Origin of the sequence: Actinoallomurus spadix, from assembly GCF_024055725.1 — a bacterium.
GTDB classification, from domain to species: domain Bacteria; phylum Actinomycetota; class Actinomycetes; order Streptosporangiales; family Streptosporangiaceae; genus Actinoallomurus; species Actinoallomurus spadix.
This window is the reverse complement of the sequence record NZ_JAMXMX010000001.1, coordinates 449,262-467,626: the sequence shown is the minus strand read 5'-3', so window position 1 is coordinate 467,626 and position 18,365 is coordinate 449,262. Positions and strand designations below refer to the sequence as shown.

17 protein-coding genes are annotated in these 18,365 nt (G+C 72.8%); 6 read left to right on the top strand and 11 right to left on the bottom strand.

The window, feature by feature from the left end:
- Together NE235_RS02140 and NE235_RS02135 are read right to left on the bottom strand one after the other, a co-directional pair.
- The coding region (locus NE235_RS02140; protein WP_252798940.1) for a VOC family protein at positions 1–407 on the bottom strand (407 nt) is incomplete at its 3' end.
- A 261-nt stretch (positions 408–668) separates the two neighbouring features.
- Positions 669–1,289 (bottom strand): YigZ family protein, encoded by a 621-nt coding sequence (locus NE235_RS02135; protein WP_252798939.1) that lies wholly within the window; start codon positions 1,287–1,289, stop codon positions 669–671.
- A gap of 260 nt (positions 1,290–1,549) precedes the next feature.
- Here NE235_RS02135 and NE235_RS02130 point away from each other — a divergent pair, with 260 nt between their 5' ends.
- Positions 1,550–2,899, top strand: a complete 1,350-nt coding sequence (locus tag NE235_RS02130; RefSeq protein ID WP_252798938.1) for a PP2C family protein-serine/threonine phosphatase — start codon at positions 1,550–1,552, stop codon at positions 2,897–2,899.
- A gap of 425 nt (positions 2,900–3,324) precedes the next feature.
- Here the strand turns inward: NE235_RS02130 and NE235_RS02125 are convergent, their stop codons facing one another.
- A complete protein-coding gene (locus NE235_RS02125; RefSeq protein WP_252798937.1) occupies positions 3,325–4,863 on the bottom strand; it encodes an FUSC family protein in 1,539 nt (512 codons plus the stop codon).
- Positions 4,864–5,021: 158 nt separating this feature from the next.
- Here NE235_RS02125 and NE235_RS02120 point away from each other — a divergent pair, with 158 nt between their 5' ends.
- Positions 5,022–5,504 carry a MarR family winged helix-turn-helix transcriptional regulator gene (locus NE235_RS02120; RefSeq protein ID WP_252798936.1) on the top strand — a complete coding sequence of 161 codons (483 nt, stop codon included), beginning with the start codon at positions 5,022–5,024 and terminating at the stop codon, positions 5,502–5,504.
- 11 nt (positions 5,505–5,515) lie between these two features.
- Positions 5,516–6,814: an alpha-amylase family protein gene (locus tag NE235_RS02115; protein WP_252798935.1), complete on the top strand. Its 1,299-nt coding sequence runs from the start codon at positions 5,516–5,518 to the stop codon at positions 6,812–6,814.
- A 91-nt stretch (positions 6,815–6,905) separates the two neighbouring features.
- Here NE235_RS02115 and NE235_RS38030 read toward each other — a convergent pair whose 3' ends face one another.
- The 3 genes from NE235_RS38030 to NE235_RS02100 all read right to left on the bottom strand — a co-directional run bounded on the left by NE235_RS38030 (position 6,906) and on the right by NE235_RS02100 (position 10,031).
- The gene (locus NE235_RS38030; protein WP_252798934.1) at positions 6,906–8,324 is read right to left on the bottom strand and encodes an E3 binding domain-containing protein; all 1,419 of its coding nucleotides are present in this window, start codon (positions 8,322–8,324) and stop codon (positions 6,906–6,908) included.
- Positions 8,325–9,164: 840 nt separating this feature from the next.
- A complete protein-coding gene (locus NE235_RS02105) occupies positions 9,165–9,596 on the bottom strand; it encodes a VOC family protein (RefSeq protein ID WP_252798933.1) in 432 nt (143 codons plus the stop codon).
- A 42-nt stretch (positions 9,597–9,638) separates the two neighbouring features.
- Positions 9,639–10,031 (bottom strand): ArsR/SmtB family transcription factor, encoded by a 393-nt coding sequence (locus NE235_RS02100; protein ID WP_252798932.1) that lies wholly within the window; start codon positions 10,029–10,031, stop codon positions 9,639–9,641.
- 84 nt (positions 10,032–10,115) lie between these two features.
- Here NE235_RS02100 and NE235_RS02095 point away from each other — a divergent pair, with 84 nt between their 5' ends.
- A complete protein-coding gene (locus NE235_RS02095) occupies positions 10,116–11,387 on the top strand; it encodes an MFS transporter (RefSeq protein WP_252798931.1) in 1,272 nt (423 codons plus the stop codon).
- A 70-nt stretch (positions 11,388–11,457) separates the two neighbouring features.
- Here the strand turns inward: NE235_RS02095 and NE235_RS02090 are convergent, their stop codons facing one another.
- The 3 genes from NE235_RS02090 to glgA form a co-directional block, all read right to left on the bottom strand.
- Positions 11,458–11,751 carry a hypothetical protein gene (locus tag NE235_RS02090; RefSeq protein ID WP_252798930.1) on the bottom strand — a complete coding sequence of 98 codons (294 nt, stop codon included), beginning with the start codon at positions 11,749–11,751 and terminating at the stop codon, positions 11,458–11,460.
- A 108-nt stretch (positions 11,752–11,859) separates the two neighbouring features.
- Positions 11,860–12,654, bottom strand: coding sequence for a helix-turn-helix domain-containing protein (locus NE235_RS02085; protein ID WP_252798929.1), 795 nt, complete (start codon positions 12,652–12,654; stop codon positions 11,860–11,862).
- A gap of 279 nt (positions 12,655–12,933) precedes the next feature.
- On the bottom strand, positions 12,934–14,115 hold the full coding sequence (glgA, locus tag NE235_RS02080) for a glycogen synthase (RefSeq protein ID WP_252798928.1): 1,182 nt from the start codon (positions 14,113–14,115) through the stop codon (positions 12,934–12,936).
- A 71-nt stretch (positions 14,116–14,186) separates the two neighbouring features.
- On the opposite strand from glgA, the gene glgC reads away from it, so the two are divergent.
- Complete coding sequence (gene glgC, locus NE235_RS02075; protein WP_252798927.1) at positions 14,187–15,422, top strand: glucose-1-phosphate adenylyltransferase; 1,236 nt, start codon at positions 14,187–14,189, stop codon at positions 15,420–15,422.
- Positions 15,423–15,435: 13 nt separating this feature from the next.
- Here glgC and NE235_RS02070 read toward each other — a convergent pair whose 3' ends face one another.
- Together NE235_RS02070 and NE235_RS02065 are read right to left on the bottom strand one after the other, a co-directional pair.
- Positions 15,436–16,047, bottom strand: a complete 612-nt coding sequence (locus NE235_RS02070; RefSeq protein WP_252798951.1) for an FMN reductase — start codon at positions 16,045–16,047, stop codon at positions 15,436–15,438.
- Positions 16,048–16,145: 98 nt separating this feature from the next.
- Entirely contained in the window at positions 16,146–17,246 is a 1,101-nt protein-coding gene (locus NE235_RS02065) for an LLM class flavin-dependent oxidoreductase (RefSeq protein ID WP_252798926.1), read from the bottom strand.
- 261 nt (positions 17,247–17,507) lie between these two features.
- On the opposite strand from NE235_RS02065, the gene NE235_RS02060 reads away from it, so the two are divergent.
- Positions 17,508–18,140 (top strand): hypothetical protein, encoded by a 633-nt coding sequence (locus NE235_RS02060; protein WP_252798925.1) that lies wholly within the window; start codon positions 17,508–17,510, stop codon positions 18,138–18,140.
- Positions 18,141–18,365: the final 225 nt, after the last annotated feature.

The following is an 18,365-nucleotide window of genomic DNA, read 5'->3' as shown; positions in this document are numbered from 1 at the left end:
CGAGGCGGGCCTGCTGCGGGCGGTCGCCGCCGTTCTGACTGCGGTGGGCGCGGGCAGACGCAGAAGGGATGACCGGCCGGGTCCAGCAGCACCCGCCAGCGTTCGCCGCCCGGCTGGAACTCCGGGCGGGTGGCGCCCAGCTTCACGCACCGTGCCTCGGCCTCGTCCAGGTCGTCGGCGTACAGGTCGAGGTGGTAGCGCTTGGTCGCGTTCTCGTCGGGCCAGCCCGGCGGCCGGTAGCCCTCGACACGGCCGAAGCCGATGTTGGTGACGCCGTCACCGATCATCGCGTAGTCGCCTTCGCGATGGGTGATCGGCATGTCGAGGACCTGGTGGTAGAACTCGGCGAGCGCGCCGGGATCGGCGCAGTCGAGGTTGAACATGGCCAAAGAGGCGATCGCGGTCATGACGCCGCCCTTCCTTTCGTCGGTGACGGGTCGATCATTCCGGCGATACCTGACATCTCCTGGCAGCCTTGCCGGGGGAACCACGGAAACGTACGAGCCTCAGCCCGACGAGCACGAGCCATCCGACCTGCGCAAGCACTACCCGAAGCAGTCCGGCCAGAGCACCGCGGAACATCGCGAGTGACCGACTCCCCGCGCTCTCGCCTCAGTGGCGCTTCCTGTACCGCGGAACCATCCGCGGCGTCCGGGTCCGGGGCGCGGTCAGATTTCGGCGTCGACGAGGGTGCGGGCGCCGCGTCGCAGGTCGGCCTGCCCGCCGGTGGCGGCGGCGGCCCAGGCCTCGAACGCCGCGAGGTCCTCCTCCGGCACGGCGACGTCGATCTCGGCGCGGCGGCCGTAGCGGGCGCCGACCGGCGGGTACGGGGAGGCGTGCAGGTCCCGCTGGAGCCGGCCGGCGCGCTCGTGGCCGACGGAGACGGTGACGGTGACGACGGGACGCCGCTCGACCACCCCGACGGCGTCGATCGTCTCGGCGACCGCCTGGCCGTAGGCGCGGACCAGGCCGCCGGCGCCGAGCTTGACGCCGCCGAAGTACCGGGTGACGACGGCGGCGACCCCGGTCAGGCCGCGACCGCCCAGGACCTCCAGCATGGGCAGGCCGGCGGTGCCGGCCGGTTCCCCGTCGTCGCTGTTCCGGGTGATCTCCCCGTGCTCGCCCAGGACGTAGGCGGTGCAGTTGTGGGTCGCGTCGCGGTGGGCGCGGCGGCGCCCGGCGATGAACGCCTGCGCCTCCTCCTCGGTGACGACGCGGGCGAGGGCGCAGATGAACCGGGATCGGCGGATCTCCAGTTCGTGGACGCCGGAGTGCTTGATGGTGCGCATGTCGCCTCCCACCGTAGGGCGCGCCGGTGCGGCGGCGCGCTTTCCCCTCCTTTCATCGCCGTCACCGAGTGTGACGGCCGGTGCCGGGTCGTGCCGGTCCGGTGGCCGGGCGTGCGGCAACGTCATCGTGTCCCTCCGGCCGTCTGAGGTGGTGGTTCGTATCGGGCATAGTGGAACGGCCCGCCCGGACGGGCGGCACCGGGACATGTGAGATGATCACGCTTTGATCATGCCCACGGGCGGCACTGGGAGCGCGGTTGATGGAATCGTTCGACGTCACGGACGGGGCCCTGCCGCCGGTCCCGGCCGAGGAGGAGCCCGCGGGCGCGGGCACCGGTGAACGCGCGCGTCTCGCGGCCGTCCGCCGCTACCAGATCCTCGGCACCCCGCGGGACGCGGCACTGGACCGGATCGCCGCGCTGGCCGCCCGGATCATCGACGCGCCGATCGGCGCCGTGACGATCGTCGATGACGAGCGGGTGTGGTTCGCGGCGGCGTACGGGCTGCCGGGTGTGGAGCAGGTGACCCGCGGGCCGGGCCTGTGCGCCGAGGCGGTGTCCCGGTGCGGGCCGTACGCCGTCGCCGACACCGCCCGGGACCCCGACGCCCGGGAGCATCCGCTGGTGGCGGGCGAGCCGGGGGTGCGGTTCTACGCGGCCGCGCCGATCACGACTCCCGACGGGCACCGGCTGGGAACGGTGAACGTCATGGGCCGCCGGCCGCGCGAGGTCGCCGCGGAGGAGCTGGCCGTGCTCGGCGACCTGGCGGCCCTGGCCATGGAGCACCTGGAGATGCGGCTGTCGGCGCTGCGCGCCGCCGCGCTCGAACGCGCGGTGCACGAGACGGCCGAGCGGGAGAGGACGCAGCTGGCGGCCCTGGCCGACGCCCTGCAGCGGTCCCTGCTGCCGCCGAGCCTGCCCGAGCTGCCGCACTGTGAGATCGCCGCGCACTACCAGCCGGCCATCGAGCCGATCGGCGGGGACTTCTACGATCTGTTCCCGCTCGACGAGGACGGCCGGCGGTGGGGCCTGTTCATCGGCGACGTCGTCGGCAAGGGCGCCCAGGCCGCGAGCCGTACCTCCCTGGTCCGGTACACGCTGCGGACCGAGGCGATCACCCGCCCCAACCCCGCGCGGATGCTGACGGGCCTGGACGCGGCGATCAAACTCGATCAGGCCGTCTACGGTCCGGGCGGCGTCGAGATGTGGTTCTGCACCGCCGCCGCGGCGATCGTGCGTCCCGGCCCCGGCGGGGCGATCATCACGGTCGCCGCGGGCGGGCATCCCCCGCTGATCCTGCTGCGCGCCGGCGGGCGCCTGGAGAGCCGGGAACTGCGCGGCCCCATCATCGGCTGCCTCGACGGCGCGATGTTCGACAACGTCCACGTGGAACTGGCCGCCGGTGACACGCTGCTGCTGTACACCGACGGGCTGATCGACGCGCACCGCGACGGCGCCCGGTTCGGAGAGGACGGGCTGCGCGCGTTCCTGGCCGGCTGTGCGGGCATGGCCGCGCCGGCGCTGATGGAACGCCTGCGGGGGCTGATCGCCACGTTCGACGAGCCCGCCGACGACGACATCGCGATGGTCGCCCTCAGCATCCCCGGCTGACCGCGGCCGCGGGCCGGTCGGCGGCGGTGAGCAGCAGTACGGCGGCCAGGGTCAGGGCGGCGCCGAGGTACTGCAGGGCCAGCAGCCGCACGCCGAGGAACAGAGCATGTAGTACGAGAAGGCGGCCGCGGACGCCAGGCCGAACGCGACGCCGAGACGAGGAGCCGTCCGAAGTGCCGGCCCGGCCAGGCGGGGCGGAAGACCGCCAGCAGGAGCAGCCCGGCCCCCGCCATGCGCACGGCGACCAGCCAGCGCGGATCGATGCCGTGCCGCTGGAACAGCTCCTGGGCCGCGACACCGCCCACTCCCCACGGCACCGCGGCCGTGGCGGCGAGGATCAGACCGGCCGTGTGCCCCGTCGCGCCGCGCCACCGCACGGTGTCCTCCAGCAAGCGACCCCTCCTGGTACGGGGGCGCTCGCCGGCTCACGCCCTGACTCGTGTCCGTTTCGTGGCCGCGTGCCGCGTCACCGGCCCCGGCCCGCCGCGGGCCACGGCGAAGATCCGCTGCAGGGCTCGCAGCGCCGTGTCCAGCTCGATGAGCGCCGCCCGTACGCGGTCGGCCGGGGAGCCCGGCGTCATGGGGGCCGGCTCCTCCAGGGCGGCCGGGTGCCGCCCGGGGACGGTGCGGCCCCCGACGGCGCGGCGGGCCCGGACCAGGTCCGCCGTGACCGCGGCGTGCAGCCGCGGGATCCCCGGTGCGGCGAGCACGTCATGGTGCTCGGCCGCGCGGCGCGCGATCGCGTGGACCGGCCCGGCGCACCGCCGCAGGGTGTCGATCGCGTCGGCGGGATGGGCGCGGTGGGGCCTTCCCACGGCGCGGCGGAGCCCGCGGTGGGCGCGTAGCGGGCCCGCGATCTGTTCGAGCCGCCGGACGGCGCCGTCGAACCTGACCTGGTGGCCGGCCAGCCGGTCCGGGTCCCGGCGGGCGGCGGCCAGGACGTCCTGCAGCACGGCCAGCGCGTCCGCGGCCCGGCGGCGCAGCACGTCGGCGGAACGGATCGGCAGGATCAGCCAGGACGCCGCCACGCCCAGGACGGCGCCGACGGCGATGGCCTCCAGGCGGGTGCCCAGCAGGTCCGGGGCGGATTGCCCGAAGTAGCCGTACAGCAGCGCCAGGACCGCGGTGACGCCCCCGGCCCAGTAGGCGTACCCGAAGTGCCGCAGCCAGGTCGCCGCGGTGAGGACGGTGAAGATGACGACGACGCCGCGGGGGTCGTGTGCGCCGAACGCGCCGGCGGTCACCGTGGCGGCGGCGGTGCCGGCCGCCGCGCCGATGGTGCGCAGCACGCCCTTGTGCAGGACGTCCGCGCGCCCCCGCGCCCCGCTGCACACGACGAAGGCGGTGAGCACCACCCACGCCCAGTGCCCGGGGAACGCCAGGTGACCGGCGGCGAACGCGGCGCCGACGGCACCGGTCATCTGCAGGCTCATGCGGGTGCTCGCGGACGGCCGCCGCCCGCCGCCGGCCCGGGCCGGCGGCGCGTACGCCGGGGCGGCCGGGCGGGTGAACCCGGTGCGTTCCGCCGCCCACCGGGCGGCCAGGCCCCACGACGCGGCGATCAGCGCGACGAGCGCCGCCCACACGTCCTGCGCGTGACCGGGAGGGGGAACGCCGGGCACCTGCGCGACGAGCACGGCGATCAGCGGCAGCACCGCGAGGGTCCCGGCCCCGGTCGCGCGCGGCCCGAATCGCCGTACCGCGATCGTGGCGCCGAGCAGGACGGTGAACACCGCGTCACCGGCGGCGGGGTGGGCGGACATCAGCCGGGCGGTCTCGGCCGCCGCGACCGCCACGGGCGGCAGGACCGCCAGGGGGAGGATCCGGCCGGCCGGGCCGGTGCCGGGCCCGGTGCGTGAGAACGCCAGCGTCAGCGCGACCGCCTGGATGAGGAGGTCGGTGTGCAGGTGCCGGGCGTGCTCGAGCAGCAGCGCCGACCCGTACGCCGCCAGTGTCGCGGCCATGGTGACGGTGGTCGCCCGCAGCGCCGTGAGGTCCGGGTCGAGGCGCCGGACGGTGGACCGACACCACCGGAAGGTACGCGATGCGTACGGGATACGAGGCATGGAAAGCCATATCGGCCGGTCGCTCATACCCAGATCGTAAGTGATAGCGTAGCGATGTGAACACGACGGATGAGGACGCCGGGCTCCTGGACGACGCCGCGCAGGTGCGGCAGGGCGTCACGCGGCTCGGGCGGCGGCTGCGCGCGGCGCGCGGCCCCGGGGCGCTGAGCGCCAACAAGCTCGGGGTCCTGAGCCACCTGCACCGGCACGGCCCGGCCACCGCCGGTGAGCTCGCCGCCGCCGAATACCAGCGGCCCCAGTCCCTCACCCGGGTGTTCGCCGAGCTGGAACAGGCCGGCCTGATCACCCGGATCCGGGACGACCGCGACCGCCGCCAGTCCGTGCTGGCCATCACCCCCGAGGGCACCGCCGCGCTGGCCCGTGACATGGCCGAGCGTGACGCGTGGCTGGCCTCGGCGATGGCCGGGCTGTCGGACACCGAACGCCAGGTGCTGCGGCTGGCCGGGACGCTGATGGACCGGCTCGCCGGTGACCTCCCCCACCCCGGCCGCGCGGGCGGCCGGCCCACCGAACACTGACGGGATACGCGATGCACTGGTCCGAACACGCCGTCTGGTGGCACGTGTACCCGCTCGGGTTCACCGGCGCCGAACGCCAGGCCCTGCCGCCGGCCGCGCCGCCGGTGCCCCGGCTGTCCCGCCTCGCGGACTGGCTGGACTATCTGGTCGCCCTGGGCTGCAACGGGCTGGCGCTCGGCCCGGTGTTCGCCGCCGAGACCCACGGCTACGACACCGTCGACCACTTCCGCGTCGACCCGCGCCTGGGCACCGAGCAGGACCTGCTGCGGCTGATCGAGCAGGCGTCCGGGCGTGGGGTGCGGGTGCTGCTGGACGGCGTGTTCAACCACGTCGGCCGCGGCTTTCCCGCCTTCGCCGACGTCGCCGAGCACGGGCCGCGCTCACGGTACGCCTCCTGGTTCCGTCCCGCGCCCGGCGGTGCCTATGAGACGTTCGAGGGCCACGACCGGCTCGTCGCGCTCAACCACGACGAGCCCGAGGTCGCCGACTACGTCACCGAGGTCATGACGCACTGGCTGGAGCGGGGCGTGGCGGGCTGGCGCCTGGACGCCGCCTACGCCGTGCCGCTGCCGTTCTGGCGGACCGTCACCGGCCGGGTCCGGGCGCGGTTCCCCGGCGCCTGGCTGATGGGCGAGGTCATCCACGGCGACTACGCCTCCTACGTCACCGAGGGCGGGCTGGACTCGGTCACCCAGTACGAGTTGTGGAAGGCGATCTGGAGTTCGCTCAACGACCGCAACCTCTTCGAGCTGGCCTGGGCCCTGAAACGGCACAATGCCCTGCTGGAGACGTTCACGCCCCACACGTTCATCGGCAACCACGACGTCACCCGGATCGCCAGCCGCCTGCACGATCCCCGTCACCTCGAGCACGCCCTGGTGATCCTGTGCACAATCGGCGGGATCCCCGCGATCTACTCCGGGGACGAGCAGGCGTTCCGCGGGATCAAGGAGGAGCGTGCGGGCGGCGACGACGCGATCCGGCCCGCGTTCCCCGACGATCCCGCGGACCTGGCCGGGCACGGCCGCCCCTACTACCGGCTCCACCAGGACCTCATCGGGTTCCGGCGGCGGCACCCGTGGCTGGTCCGCGCCCGTACGACGGTGACGACGCTGACCAACACCGTGCTGGTCTACACGGCCGGGGAAGGCGACGAGGGGGTGGCGGTGGCGTTGAACGCCGCGGACGGCCCGGCCGAGGCCGATCTGCCGGCCGGCGAGTGGCGGCACGCCGCCGGGCCCGGGCGGGTCGAGGGCCGCCGGGTGGTCCTGCCGGCGGCCGGCTGGGCGATCGCCGCCCTCGCCCGGTAGGCCATCAGCCCGCGGACGCGGGCCGGGCCGCCCGGTGTACGAGGACGTCCTCGTACACGCCGGCCTTGTTCTGATGACCGTCGCGCGGACCTCACGGGACCTGCTTGCCCTGCGCCTTCGCCGCGTCCAGTACGTCCTGCCTGCGGATCCTGCCGCCGGCGCCGGATCCCCTGACGAGACCGAGGTCCACCTCGTACGCGTCGGCCAGGTCCCTCACGAGCGGGGTGATGTACGGCGCCCGGCCGACCGAGGACCCGGCGGGCCGTTCGTCGGTGAAGGACTCATCGATCGGAGCCAGGGCCGAGGCCGGCTCCTTGCGTAGACCTGGGAGGATCGCGCATAGGGGCCCGCCCGAGAAGACCGAGTCGCCCGCGTGGGCGTACAGATCCTCGATCATCCCGGTGATCGGGGCGGGCAGATCGAGGCTCACCATCTCGTTATTGATCGCCACGAGGTCATCACCGGCGATGACCTGGTCACCCGGCGAGTAACGCCAGTTGAGGACGGTCGCCCACCCCCCTCCCTCGCCGAGGTCGGGCATGTACAGGATGTACGGCCCGCTGGATCCGCTCCTCGTGCCCGGCAGGACCGGAGTGGCGGTACCGGTCACCGCTGCCGGTGTTGCTCGCGTCAGGGGCGGGGCGAGCTCCTCGGCGGCCTCTCCGCGTGCTCGCTCCGGCGGAGCACCGGGCGCGGGGGCGGCCGCCGGCTGGGAGGGCTCCGGCTCTGCGAGGCCATCGAGAGCCGGCGCGCCGGGGGACCCGGAACCTGTGAGCGGGTCCCCCGTGGGCCTGGCGACACGCACGGGTGAGGGGAGCACGTATCCATGCCGGGCGGCGTTCCAGACTCTTCTCCATTCATCCTCGATGCCGAGGTCGCTGAGCTTGAGGAGGAGCCGGTCCTCACGAGCGATCGCCGCACACGCGAGGAGCAGCTCGCGGACGATCGGCCATGGCGCGATACCGATCCTGACCCCGCGGAGATGGTCCTCCACGGTGCTGGCGCTGAGTCGGTTCTTGGAGACCTTCTGCAGCCGATAAGGCTTCGGATTCCCGACGGCATTGACGAGTTGGACCAGGTGACCGGCGAACGCCTTCGCCGCGGCCTGCGGTGGTTCGGGAGCGGGCGCGCCGGGGAGACGGGGAGCCGCGATGGCGTACTCCCCCAGCTCGGCGACCCGGAGCGGCGACGGGGGGACCTCGCCGATGCTGGCGATGTGCCAGGCGTTGGACCACTCGGTCTCGGTGCCGAGGAGGTTCGAATCGAGGATCAGCCTGTCGTCCCTGGCGATCGTCTGGCAGGCGAAGAGCAGTGCTCGTACGAGCGGCCAGCGCATGAGGCGGACCCTCCGGCCACGAAGGTGGTCGTCCAGGGCGCTGACGCTGATGCTGTCGCGGAGTTCCTTGTTGACCGTCCGCAAGCGCGTGGGCGCCGGCCGGCCCACGGCGTCGACCAGTTGGGTCAGGTGATGAGTGAACACCTGAACGGCAGCCTTGACGTCCTCGGCCACGAAATCCTCGGATTCATCCGGTCTTCTCCGGTCTTATCCGGACTGCCGACTTATCAGGGTAGCCCGCCGATGCCGGGAATTCACCGTCGCGTGCGGTTTGTCAATCTCAGTCATTCCCGGGAGCGCGCAATCTGACAGATGGCCGATTGAGGGCGGATCATTACCGGATCGAAGATCCGTCCGTAACCTGGCCGAGAAGACTCCGGGCAATTCCGTAGCGCACTCCGGATGATTCCGGGGAAAGCCGGGTGGCTCATCAGCGGCCGGGGCGTGATATCGCCGGGACGATGACCCAGAATGAGGAGGTAGACAGCCCTGGGTGACCCCTACCCACCTTCTGGACGATCAAGGAGCTCCGGACCGTCCGGAAGGGTCGGCCGCCCCCCGCGGCTCGACACAGGAGAGGGGGAACGACATGAAGGGGCCGTCCGACCGTGACGAAGATCCGCAGAAGCGCTACTGGCGCCGACGCGCATCACTCGACGCCGCCAAGTTCGTCATTTGGCTGGTAGTCGAGTTGATCAAAGAACACGGTAGCGGGCCCTGGGGCCGGTAGCACAGCCCCAGGGACCTTAACGGGTCTCCTGCCCACGGAGATTGGCCGCTCCGGGCAGGAGGCCCACTTCTTTCGAGCCACACTACAATGCCCGGGCCGGGCGAAGCTGGAACACGACCGCTATCGTTGCCATTCCTGCCGTCCGTGGTGAGAAATCACTACCGGGGATAGAGGTTCGACAACCCGGCCGACGAGGAAGGCCGCCGCCGGCGCGCCCGGTGCACCGACCATCGCCCCGCGCGACCATCCGCCCCGCACGGCCCTCCGCATCCGCGTGAGCGCGGTCAGACGGCGAAGACCTGCGTGTCGTCGGCGAAGGCCTTGAACTCCAGCGCGTTGCCCGCCGGGTCCAGCAGGAACATCGTCCACTGCTCGCCGGGCAGGCCGGCGAAGCGCAGGTAGGGCTCGATGACGAAGGTGACGCCGGCCGCGCGGAACCGGCCGGCGAGCCGGTGGAACTCCGGGATGGTCAGGATCAGGCCGAAGTGCGGCACGGGGACGTCGTGGCCGTCGACCGGGTTGTGCGCGCGCTCGGCGCGGCGGGGCGCCAGGTGGGTGACGAACTGGTGGCCGTGCAGGTTCCAGTCGATCCAGGTGCCGGAGCTGCGGCCCTGCGCGCAGCCGAGGACGTCGCCGTAGAAGGTCCGGGCGGCGTCCAGGTCGTCGACGGGCATGGCCAGGTGGAAGCGCGGGATCGGAGAGTCGGGCGTGGACACGGCAGGGTGGTCCTTCCGTCGGCGATGGCGTGACCTGCGATGTTAACGCTGCGCCGGGCCCGGGCCGGGGCCCGCGGTGGCGTCACTAGCGGCCCGGGCCGCGGACTGCTCGCCGGCCGGGGTGGCGTGCAGGACGGCGCTGAGCAGGCCGGGGAATCGCTGCTCCAGGTCGTCGCGGCGGAGGCTGACGTAACGCTGCCGGCCGTGCGGGACGTTGCGGACGACGCCGGCCTCCCGCAGCGTCTTCAGGTGGTGCGACAGGGTCGATTTGGGGATGTCCCCGCCGGTGGGCTGGCAGGCCGCGACCTCCAGGGGGCCTTCGGCGAGCCGGCGGGTGATCTCCAGTCGCGCCGGATCGCTGAGCGCGAACAGCACGTCGGTCAGGAGGAGGTCCGCCGCGTCGGGATGAGGGAGCTCACGGGTGGATCCAGGCATGGTTCGATAATAGTTGAACAGTTAGGCCCGGTGGGATAACCTCCGAATAGTTCGAAAATCATGGAACTATCGGAGGAGCTCACCATGCCCCCAGACGACCGCGCCGGGTCACCGGCGGCCCTGCGCCTGCCGCACAGGGCGGGGTTCTGGCTGCTGGGCGCCACCCTGCTCACCTTCACGGTGGCCGCGAGCGCCCCGTCCCCGCTGTACGTCGTCTACCAGCACCGGTGGGGGTTCTCGGTGACCACCCTCACGCTCGTGTTCGCCGTCTACGCCCTCGCCCTGCTGATCGCGCTGCTCACCGTCGGCGGCCTGTCGGACTTCCTCGGCCGCCGGCCCGTCCTGATCGGTGCCCTGCTGGCCGAGACCACCGCGATGGTCCTGTTCCTGACCGCCGGGGACGTCGGGACGCTCCTGGCCGCCCGCACCGTGCAGGGCCTGGCGACCGGCGCCGCGACCGGGGCCATCAGCGCCGGCCTGGTCGACCTGCAGCCCGGCGCGCGGCTGGGGTCGCTGGTCAACAGCGTGGCCCCCACCCTGGGCCTGGCCGCCGGGGCGCTGGGCGCCGGCGCGCTCGTTCAGTACGCCCCGGGCCCGACGACCCTGGTGTTCGTCCTGCTCACCGCGGCGTTCCTGGCGCTGGCGGCCGTGGTGGCCTTCCTGCCGGACCTGGTGGTCCCGCGCCCGGGTGCGCTGGCGTCCCTGCGGCCCCGCGCGGCGGTGCCCGTCACGGCCCGCGCGGCGTTCCTGGCGGCCGCGCCCTGCCTCGTGGCGACCTGGGCGATGGGCGGGCTGTACCTGTCCCTGGGCGGTTCGCTCACGGCCGGTGTCCTGCACATCGGCGACCATCTGGTCGGCGGGCTCGTCGTCACCACCCTCACCGGCGCCGGCGCCGTGACCTCGGTACTCGTCCGCGACCGGGCGCCGCACCGCGTCATGGTCGCCGGGTCGGTGGCGCTGGCCGCCGGAACCGGCGGCACGCTCCTGGCGCTGGGCACCGCCTCGACGCCGCTGTTCTTCACCGCCACGGCCGTCGCCGGCTGCGGCTTCGGCGGCGCCTTCCTCGGGGCGTTCCGGTCCGTGGCGGCGCTGGCCGGCCCGGACCGGCGGGCGGAGCTGTTCGCCGCGGTGTACGTGGTCAGCTATCTGGGCTTCAGCGTGCCCGCCGTTGTCGCGGGAGCCGCGGTGCCGTCGTTCGGTCTGCGGGCGACCGCCACCGCCTACGGCGTCGTGGTCATCGCGCTGGCCCTGACGGCCGCGGTGTCCGGTGCGCTGCGGGCGCGGGCGGCCCGGTCGGTGGCGGCCGTACCGGTGCCCGTGGCGCCCTGCCCGGTGAGCGACCGCGCCGCCGGGTGACCCGGCGCGGCCGTCGCCGCCGGTGGCCGCCGGGCGCCGAGGGGGGCGCCCGGCCGGCACCGGGTCAGGGTCAGATCACCCAGAGGTCGTAGTTCGTCCAGGTGTCGCCCTTGCACTGGTACTTGGACCAGGAGCGGTTGTTGACGCCGCGGTTGCCGACGTCGATGCAGCTGCTGGCCCAGAAGTAGTTGTCGATGTAACGCCAGCCGGGCCCCGGCGGGTTGCTGCAGGGGTGGTCGCAGCGGAGCGTGACCGTCCCCCGGGTGCCGGCCGTCGCGGCGCTCGCGGTGGACGCGAGCGTGACGCCGCCGGTGACCAGAGTGCCGGCGACGATGGCCGCCGCCGTGATCTTCGGTATTCGCATGAGCGGACCCTTTCGTCCGGGTGGGGATTGCACCTCAGACGCTACGAGCGGCCCCTGGGCAGGGTCTTGAACGAATGCGAAGCGTGTGCGAGTGAGTGCGATGCGTGATCAGCGGTACGTGGTCGCGGCGGCGTGCTCGGCGCGGAGCCCGGTGGGCGTGCGGCCCGCGAGCCTGCGGAACTCCCGGGTGAGGTGGGCCTGGTCCGCGTAGCCGCACATCCCGGCGATCCGCGCCGGCGGCGGGCCGGGGAAGGCGGTGAGCAGGCGCGCGGACCGCTCGAAACGCAGGAGCCGGGCCGTCGTCTTGGGCGGCAGGCCGATCTGTTCGGCGAAGCGCATCTCCAGGTAGCGGCGGGTCACGCCGACCTCCTCGGCCAGGGCGGCGACGCTCACCGCACCGCCGCTGCGCCGCAGCAGCCGCCAGGCGCGCAGCACGGCGGGTGCCGCCTGCGGTCCGGCGCGGAACCAGGCGGGCAGCAGGCGGTCCAGCAGCGCGAACCGCGTCGCCCAGTCGGGCGCCGCGTGAAGTCGTTCGGTGAGGTGCTCGGCGCGGCGTCCCAGCAGGTCGGCCAGGTCCACGGTGGTGTTGCTCAGCTCCCGCATCGGCACGCCGAACAGCGCGTACGCCCCGGGCGGGGTGAGTGCGACGGCCATCCCCCGGTGGTGGCTGTGCTGCTCGAACAGGACCGGCCGGTCGTGCGGGCCGGTGACATGCGAGGCCTGGACCCGGCGGGGCCGCTCGGTCGTGGTGATCAGCCGGACGGAGACGGTGAAGTCGAGGAAAATCGTGACCGCGCAGGTCGCCACGGCGCGTCCGCTCAGCGGCCGGGCCGCGTCGACGCGAAGGCCGGCGTATCCCGCCACGTAGGGGCGCAGGAGAGGTTCGGGCCGGGCCGTCACCATCCGTGGTTCAGGCCGTGGCTGTGGGCATTCCAGGATGACTCCCCCGATGCCGTTCATCGTCGACCGCCCTTCTGCCGGGGACATCGCAAGTGTCCACGGCAGAAGGGCACTTCCGGATCCGGGTAATCACGTAAACGCGCGGCGTGACCGGTACGCCCTGTGACCGGTGCGCCCTTGCCGGGCGCGGCGGCCGTTCCCGGGGCCGGCGGGGCCGGTGACCGGAGCGGCGGAAGGCCGCCGGCCGCCGGGCCCGCGGGCGTCACCGGGGTGACGCCGGTGTCACCGGAGCCCGGCGTACAGGTCGTGGGTGCGGCGGGCGATCTGGGACCAGGAGAAGTGCTCGATCGCCCGGCGGCGGCCCGCCTCACCCATCGCGGCGGCGCGTCCGGGGTCGGCGAGCAGCGCGTTCACGCGTTCGGCGAAGTCGGCGGCGAAGCGGTCGGGGTCCACGGGCGTGCCGGTGCCGTCGGCGGCCTGCTCGATCGGGACGAGCAGGCCCGTCTCGCCATCGGCGACGACCTCGGGGATGCCACCGGTCGCGGTGGCGACGACGGCCGCCTCGCAGGCCATGGCCTCCAGGTTGACGATGCCCATCGGCTCGTACACCGACGGGCAGACGAACACGGTCGCGTGGCTGAGGATCTGCACGACCTCGGGGCGGGGCAGCATCTGCTCGATCCAGACGATCCCGCCGCGCTCGCGGCGCAGCTCCTCGACGAGACCCTCGACCTCCGCGGAGATCTCCGGGGTGTCGGGTGCCCCGGCGCACAGCACGAGCTGTGCGGCCGGATCGAAGGAGCGCGCGGCGCGCAGCAGGTAGGGCAGGCCCTTCTGGCGGGTGATGCGCCCGACGAACACCACGGAGGGGCGGTCGGGGTCGATGCCGTGGCGGGTGAGCACGCCGGTGCCCCGGTCCGGGGCGTACTCGTCGGTGTCGATGCCGTTGTGCAGGACCGTGACCCGGGCGGGGTCGACCTCGGGGTAGCAGGTGAGCACGTCGCGGCGGATGCCCTCGGAGACGGCGACGATCGCGTCGGCGGCCAGGATCGCGGTGCGCTCGGCCCAGGAGGAGATCGCGTACCCGCCGCCGAGCTGCTCGGCCTTCCAGGGCCGCAGCGGCTCGAGGCTGTGGGTGGTGACCACGTGCGGGATGCCGTGCAGGAGCTTGGCGACGTGCCCGGCGAGATTCGCGTACCAGGTGTGGCTGTGGACCAGGTCCGCTCCCCCGGCGCCGGCGGCCATCTCCAGGTCGACGCCGAGGGTCTGCAGGGCCGGGTTCGCCGCCTGCAGCGGCGCGGGAACGCGGTAGCCGGTCACCCCGGGCTCGGCGCGTTCGCCGTCGAAGCAGTGGACCCGCAGGTCGCACAGCCGGCGCAGCTCCCGGGCCAGGTACTCGACGTGGACTCCGGCGCCTCCGTAGACGTCCGGCGGGTATTCACGGGTGAGCAGGTCGACGCGCATGCCCGGCAGCGTAGTGCCGAATATGCCTCCTCGTCCTGTTTCAACGCTGGTGGGAGGGCTAAGGTCTGGCCATGGCGAGACCTCATGTCCTGGCGATGGTGCTGGCGGGCGGGGAGGGCAAGCGGCTGATGCCGCTGACGGCCGACCGGGCCAAGCCCGCGGTGCCCTTCGGTGGAATGTACCGGCTGATCGACTTCGTGCTGTCCAACCTGGCGAACGCCGGCTACCTCAAGATCGTGGTGCTGACGCAGTACAAGAGCCACAGTCTGGACCGGCACGTGTCCCGTACGTGGCGGATGTCGACGCTGCTGGGCAACTACGTGACACCCGTGCCCGCCCAGCAGCGCCTGGGACCCCGGTGGTTCGCCGGCTCGGCCGACGCGATCCTGCAGAACCTCAACCTGATCGAGGACGAGCGGCCCGACCACGTGATCGTCTTCGGCGCAGACCATATCTACCGCATGGACCCTCGGCAGATGGTCGAGCAGCACATCGCGTCCGGCGCGGGGGTCACCATCGCCGCCATCCGCCAGCCGCTCTCTCTCGCCGACCAGTTCGGGGTGATCGAGACCGGGCCGGACGGTGTCGGCGTGGCGGCGTTCCGGGAGAAGCCCAAGGACGCGGTGGGCCTGCCGGACGCGCCCGACCAGGTCTACGCCTCGATGGGCAACTACGTCTTCGACACCCAGGTCCTCGTCGACGTGGTGAAGGAGGACGCCGCCGACCTGTCCAGCAAGCACGACGTCGGCGGGAACATCATCCCCAAGCTCGTCAAGGCCGGCCGCGCGCAGGTCTACGACTTCGCCGACAACGAGGTGCCCGGCTCCACCGACCGTGACCGCGGGTACTGGCGTGATGTGGGGACCCTGGACGCCTTCTACGAGGCGCATATGGACCTGATCTCGATCCACCCGGTGTTCAACCTGTACAACCAGGAGTGGCCGATCTACACCGGTCACGACCCGCTGCCGCCGGCCAAGTTCGTGTTCAACGAGGAGGGCCGGCGCGGGTACGCGGTCGACTCGATGGTCTCCCCCGGCGTCATCCTCGCCGGCGGGGTGGCCGAGCGTTCGATCCTGTCGCCCCGTGTCTACGTCGACGCCGGCGCGTCCGTGCACGACTCGGTCCTGATGGACTGCGTACGGGTCGGGCGCGGCGCCGTCGTCCGGAACGCCATCATCGACAAGAACGTCGTCATCCCCGATGGCGCCCGGATCGGCGTCGACGAGGACTACGACCGGGAGCACTTCACCGTCACGGCCAGCGGCGTACGGGTCCTGGGCAAGAACCAGGTCGTGCCGGACTGAGTCACGGCGGGACTCAGTCCGGGCGCAGCGCCGCCAACTGGTCCTCGAACGGCACGACGGTCTCCTGCGCCGGGGAGGCGGGAGGGCGGTGGCCCATCAGGGCGGCCAGCTCGCCCGCCGCCCGGCCGATCCGGGCCGCCAGGTCGCCGGCGCCGTCGCCGCCGGTGCCCCAGTCCTCCGGCGCGGCGTACACCGCGGTGGGGACCACGATCGCGCGCAAGTAGGTGAACAGCGGCCGCAGCGCGTGCTCGAGGGCGAGCGAGTGACGGGCGGTGCCGCCGGTCGCGGCGATCAGGACGGGGCGTCCGGCGAGGGCGGTGTTGTCGATCACGTCGAAGAACGACTTGAACAGCCCGCTGTAGGAGGCCGAGAAGATCGGGCTGACCGCGATCAGGCCGTCCGCGCCGGTGACCGCCTCGATCGTCGTGCGCAGCCGGGTCCCGGGGAACCCGGTGACCATGGCGTTCGCGATGTCGGTGGCCAGGTCGCGCAGCTCGACCACCGTGACCTCGGCGGGGTGCCCGGCCTCGGTCAGGTGGTCGCGGGTGGCCGCGGCGAGGCGGTCGGCCAGCAGTCGAGTCGAGGAGGGGGTGCCCAGGCCCGCCGCGACCGCGACCACGCGCAGCGGGTCGGCGCGGCTCTTTTCGTGGGGGGTGCCGTGCTCGCCGAACCGCTCGCTCACGCGTCCTTCCTCACCAGCGGAGGGAACGGGCGGGACGGTGCTCATCGGGCCGTCTCCGCCGGGGTCTCGGTGTCGCGGGCGGCCAGCAGTGAGGCGTGGGTGGGCGCGTCGGGAACCCCGGCGGGCCGGCGCGCGGCGAACTCCTTGCGCAGTACCGGGACGACCTCCTCGCCGAGCAGGTCCAGCTGCTCCAGGACCGTCTTGAGGGGCAGCCCTGCGTGGTCGATGAGGAACAGCTGGCGCTGGTAGTCCCCGAAGTGCTCGCGGAAGGTCAGGGTCTTGTCGATGACCTGCTGGGGGCTGCCGACGGTCAGCGGCGTCTCGTCCATGAACTCCTCCAGCGACGGGCCGTGCCCGTACACGGGGGCGTTGTCGAAGTAGGGACGGAACTCGCGTACGGCGTCCTGGGAGTTCCGGCGCATGAACACCTGCCCGCCCAGGCCGACGATCGCCTGTTCAGGGGTGCCGTGGCCATAGTGGGCGTAGCGCTCCCGGTACAGGCCGATGAGCCGCTGGAAGTGCTCCTTGGGCCAGAAGATGTTGTTGGCGAAGAAGCCGTCGCCGTAGTAGGCGGCCTGCTCGGCGATCTCAGGGCTGCGGATCGAGCCGTGCCAGACGAACGGCGGGATCCCGTCCAGGGGCCGGGGCGTGCTGGTGAACCCCTGCAACGGGGTGCGGAAGCGGCCCTTCCAGTCGACGACGTCCTCGCGCCACAGCCGGTGCAGCAGCGCGTAGTTCTCGATGGCCAGGGGGACGCCCTGGCGGATGTCCTGGCCGAACCAGGGGTAGACCGGACCGGTGTTGCCGCGGCCCAGCATCAGGTCGACGCGCCCGCCGGCCAGGTGCTGGAGCATCGCGAAGTCCTCGGCGATCTTCACCGGATCGTTGGTGGTGATCAGCGTGGTCGCGGTCGACAGGATCAGCCGTTCGGTCCGCGCCGCGATGTGGCCCAGCATCGTCGTCGGGGACGAGGGCACGAACGGCGGGTTGTGGTGCTCGCCGGTGGCGAACACGTCCAGGCCGACCTCCTCGGCCTTCAGCGCGATCCTCACCATCGCCGTGATCCGCTCGTGCTCACTCGGCGTCCTGCCGGTGGTCGGATCGGGCGTGACGTCGCCGACCGTGAAGATCCCGAACTGCATGACGCGACCCTTCCCTGCTGGTTGAATATTCAACTTTACCGTGAACGGTTCGGTCACCACGAATTCGCCGGACGGTCACCGGCACAACCGTCGGCGGCCTTTGCCAGGTGCTCGCGCCGCGATTGAATATGGATCATGAAAAAAGAAACGATCCACCCTGCCGGACGCCCTGGCACGGCCGGGGATCCGACGCCGGGTCCCGGCTTCCTCGCGGGGGGGAATGAGCCGCCCGGCCGCGGCGTGGGCCGTGGGCCCTCGCCGGTGCGGCCGATCGCGAGGCGTCCGGTCCTCGCGGCCGCGGCGGCCGGCGGTATCGCCCTGCTGACCGGTGTGATCCTGCTGACCGGAACCGGATCCCATCGCGACACGGCGAGCCGGACCTCGTCGACGTTCGGCGGCGGACAGGCGCCGACGGGCATCGAGCTCGTATCCTATCCATCCCCCGACGACCTCACGCGCGAGATGGCCCCCGGGCCGCAACTGGCCGGGCCGGAGAAACCGGACGGGTCCGGCCCGGACGCCCTCGTGGTCCTGGCCCCGCACGAGTTCTCCTTCGGGACGTACGGGAACCGCTATCCAGGCGGGGTTAAGACGAAGAACCTCGCCCTCTCCATGGACCAGGCGGGCATCCTCTCACTGGTCGGCGACCGCGGCCCGTTGTGGAGCACGGGGCCGCGCGCCCGCGGGGGCCGCGCCGTGTTCCAGCCCGACGGCAACCTCGTGGTCTACGACCGTGACGGCAATCCGGTCTGGGCGTCCGGAACGGACGGCAACCCCGGGGCGAGGCTCGTCCTCCAGGCCGACAAGAACCTGGTGATCTACGCCGCTGACGGCGGCCCGCTCTGGGCGACCGGCACCGACAACTACCAACCGCCGAGCCTCCCCCTCTTCTGACCCTGGCTCCCGGCCGGAGCAGCCCGCCCGGCTCCTCCAGGGAAGGCCGAGTTCCGCTCCGCCGAGCCCATGCGGTCGGCGGAGCGGGACCGGCCGGGGAGCCGGGCCTCCACCCGGCGGCGGGCCCATCACCTCCACGAGACGGAACCCGTTTCCGGTGGTGATCACGCACCGTCGAGCCGGAGGGCGCCTGCCCGGTGCAGGACCGGCACGGCGTCACCCCGG

Coding starts and splice junctions, on each gene's coding strand:
- NE235_RS02130 (WP_252798938.1), top strand. CDS start 1,550: ATGGAATCGTTCGACGTCACGGACGGGGCCCTGCCGCCGGTCCCGGCC.
- NE235_RS02095 (WP_252798931.1), top strand. CDS start 10,116: ATGCCCCCAGACGACCGCGCCGGGTCACCGGCGGCCCTGCGCCTGCCG.
- NE235_RS02065 (WP_252798926.1), bottom strand. CDS start 17,246: ATGCAGTTCGGGATCTTCACGGTCGGCGACGTCACGCCCGATCCGACC.
- glgC (WP_252798927.1), top strand. CDS start 14,187: ATGGCGAGACCTCATGTCCTGGCGATGGTGCTGGCGGGCGGGGAGGGC.
- NE235_RS02115 (WP_252798935.1), top strand. CDS start 5,516: ATGCACTGGTCCGAACACGCCGTCTGGTGGCACGTGTACCCGCTCGGG.
- NE235_RS02135 (WP_252798939.1), bottom strand. CDS start 1,289: ATGCGCACCATCAAGCACTCCGGCGTCCACGAACTGGAGATCCGCCGA.
- NE235_RS02100 (WP_252798932.1), bottom strand. CDS start 10,031: ATGCCTGGATCCACCCGTGAGCTCCCTCATCCCGACGCGGCGGACCTC.
- glgA (WP_252798928.1), bottom strand. CDS start 14,115: ATGCGCGTCGACCTGCTCACCCGTGAATACCCGCCGGACGTCTACGGA.
- NE235_RS02090 (WP_252798930.1), bottom strand. CDS start 11,751: ATGCGAATACCGAAGATCACGGCGGCGGCCATCGTCGCCGGCACTCTG.
- NE235_RS02085 (WP_252798929.1), bottom strand. CDS start 12,654: ATGGTGACGGCCCGGCCCGAACCTCTCCTGCGCCCCTACGTGGCGGGA.
- NE235_RS02125 (WP_252798937.1), bottom strand. CDS start 4,863: ATGGCCGCGACACTGGCGGCGTACGGGTCGGCGCTGCTGCTCGAGCAC.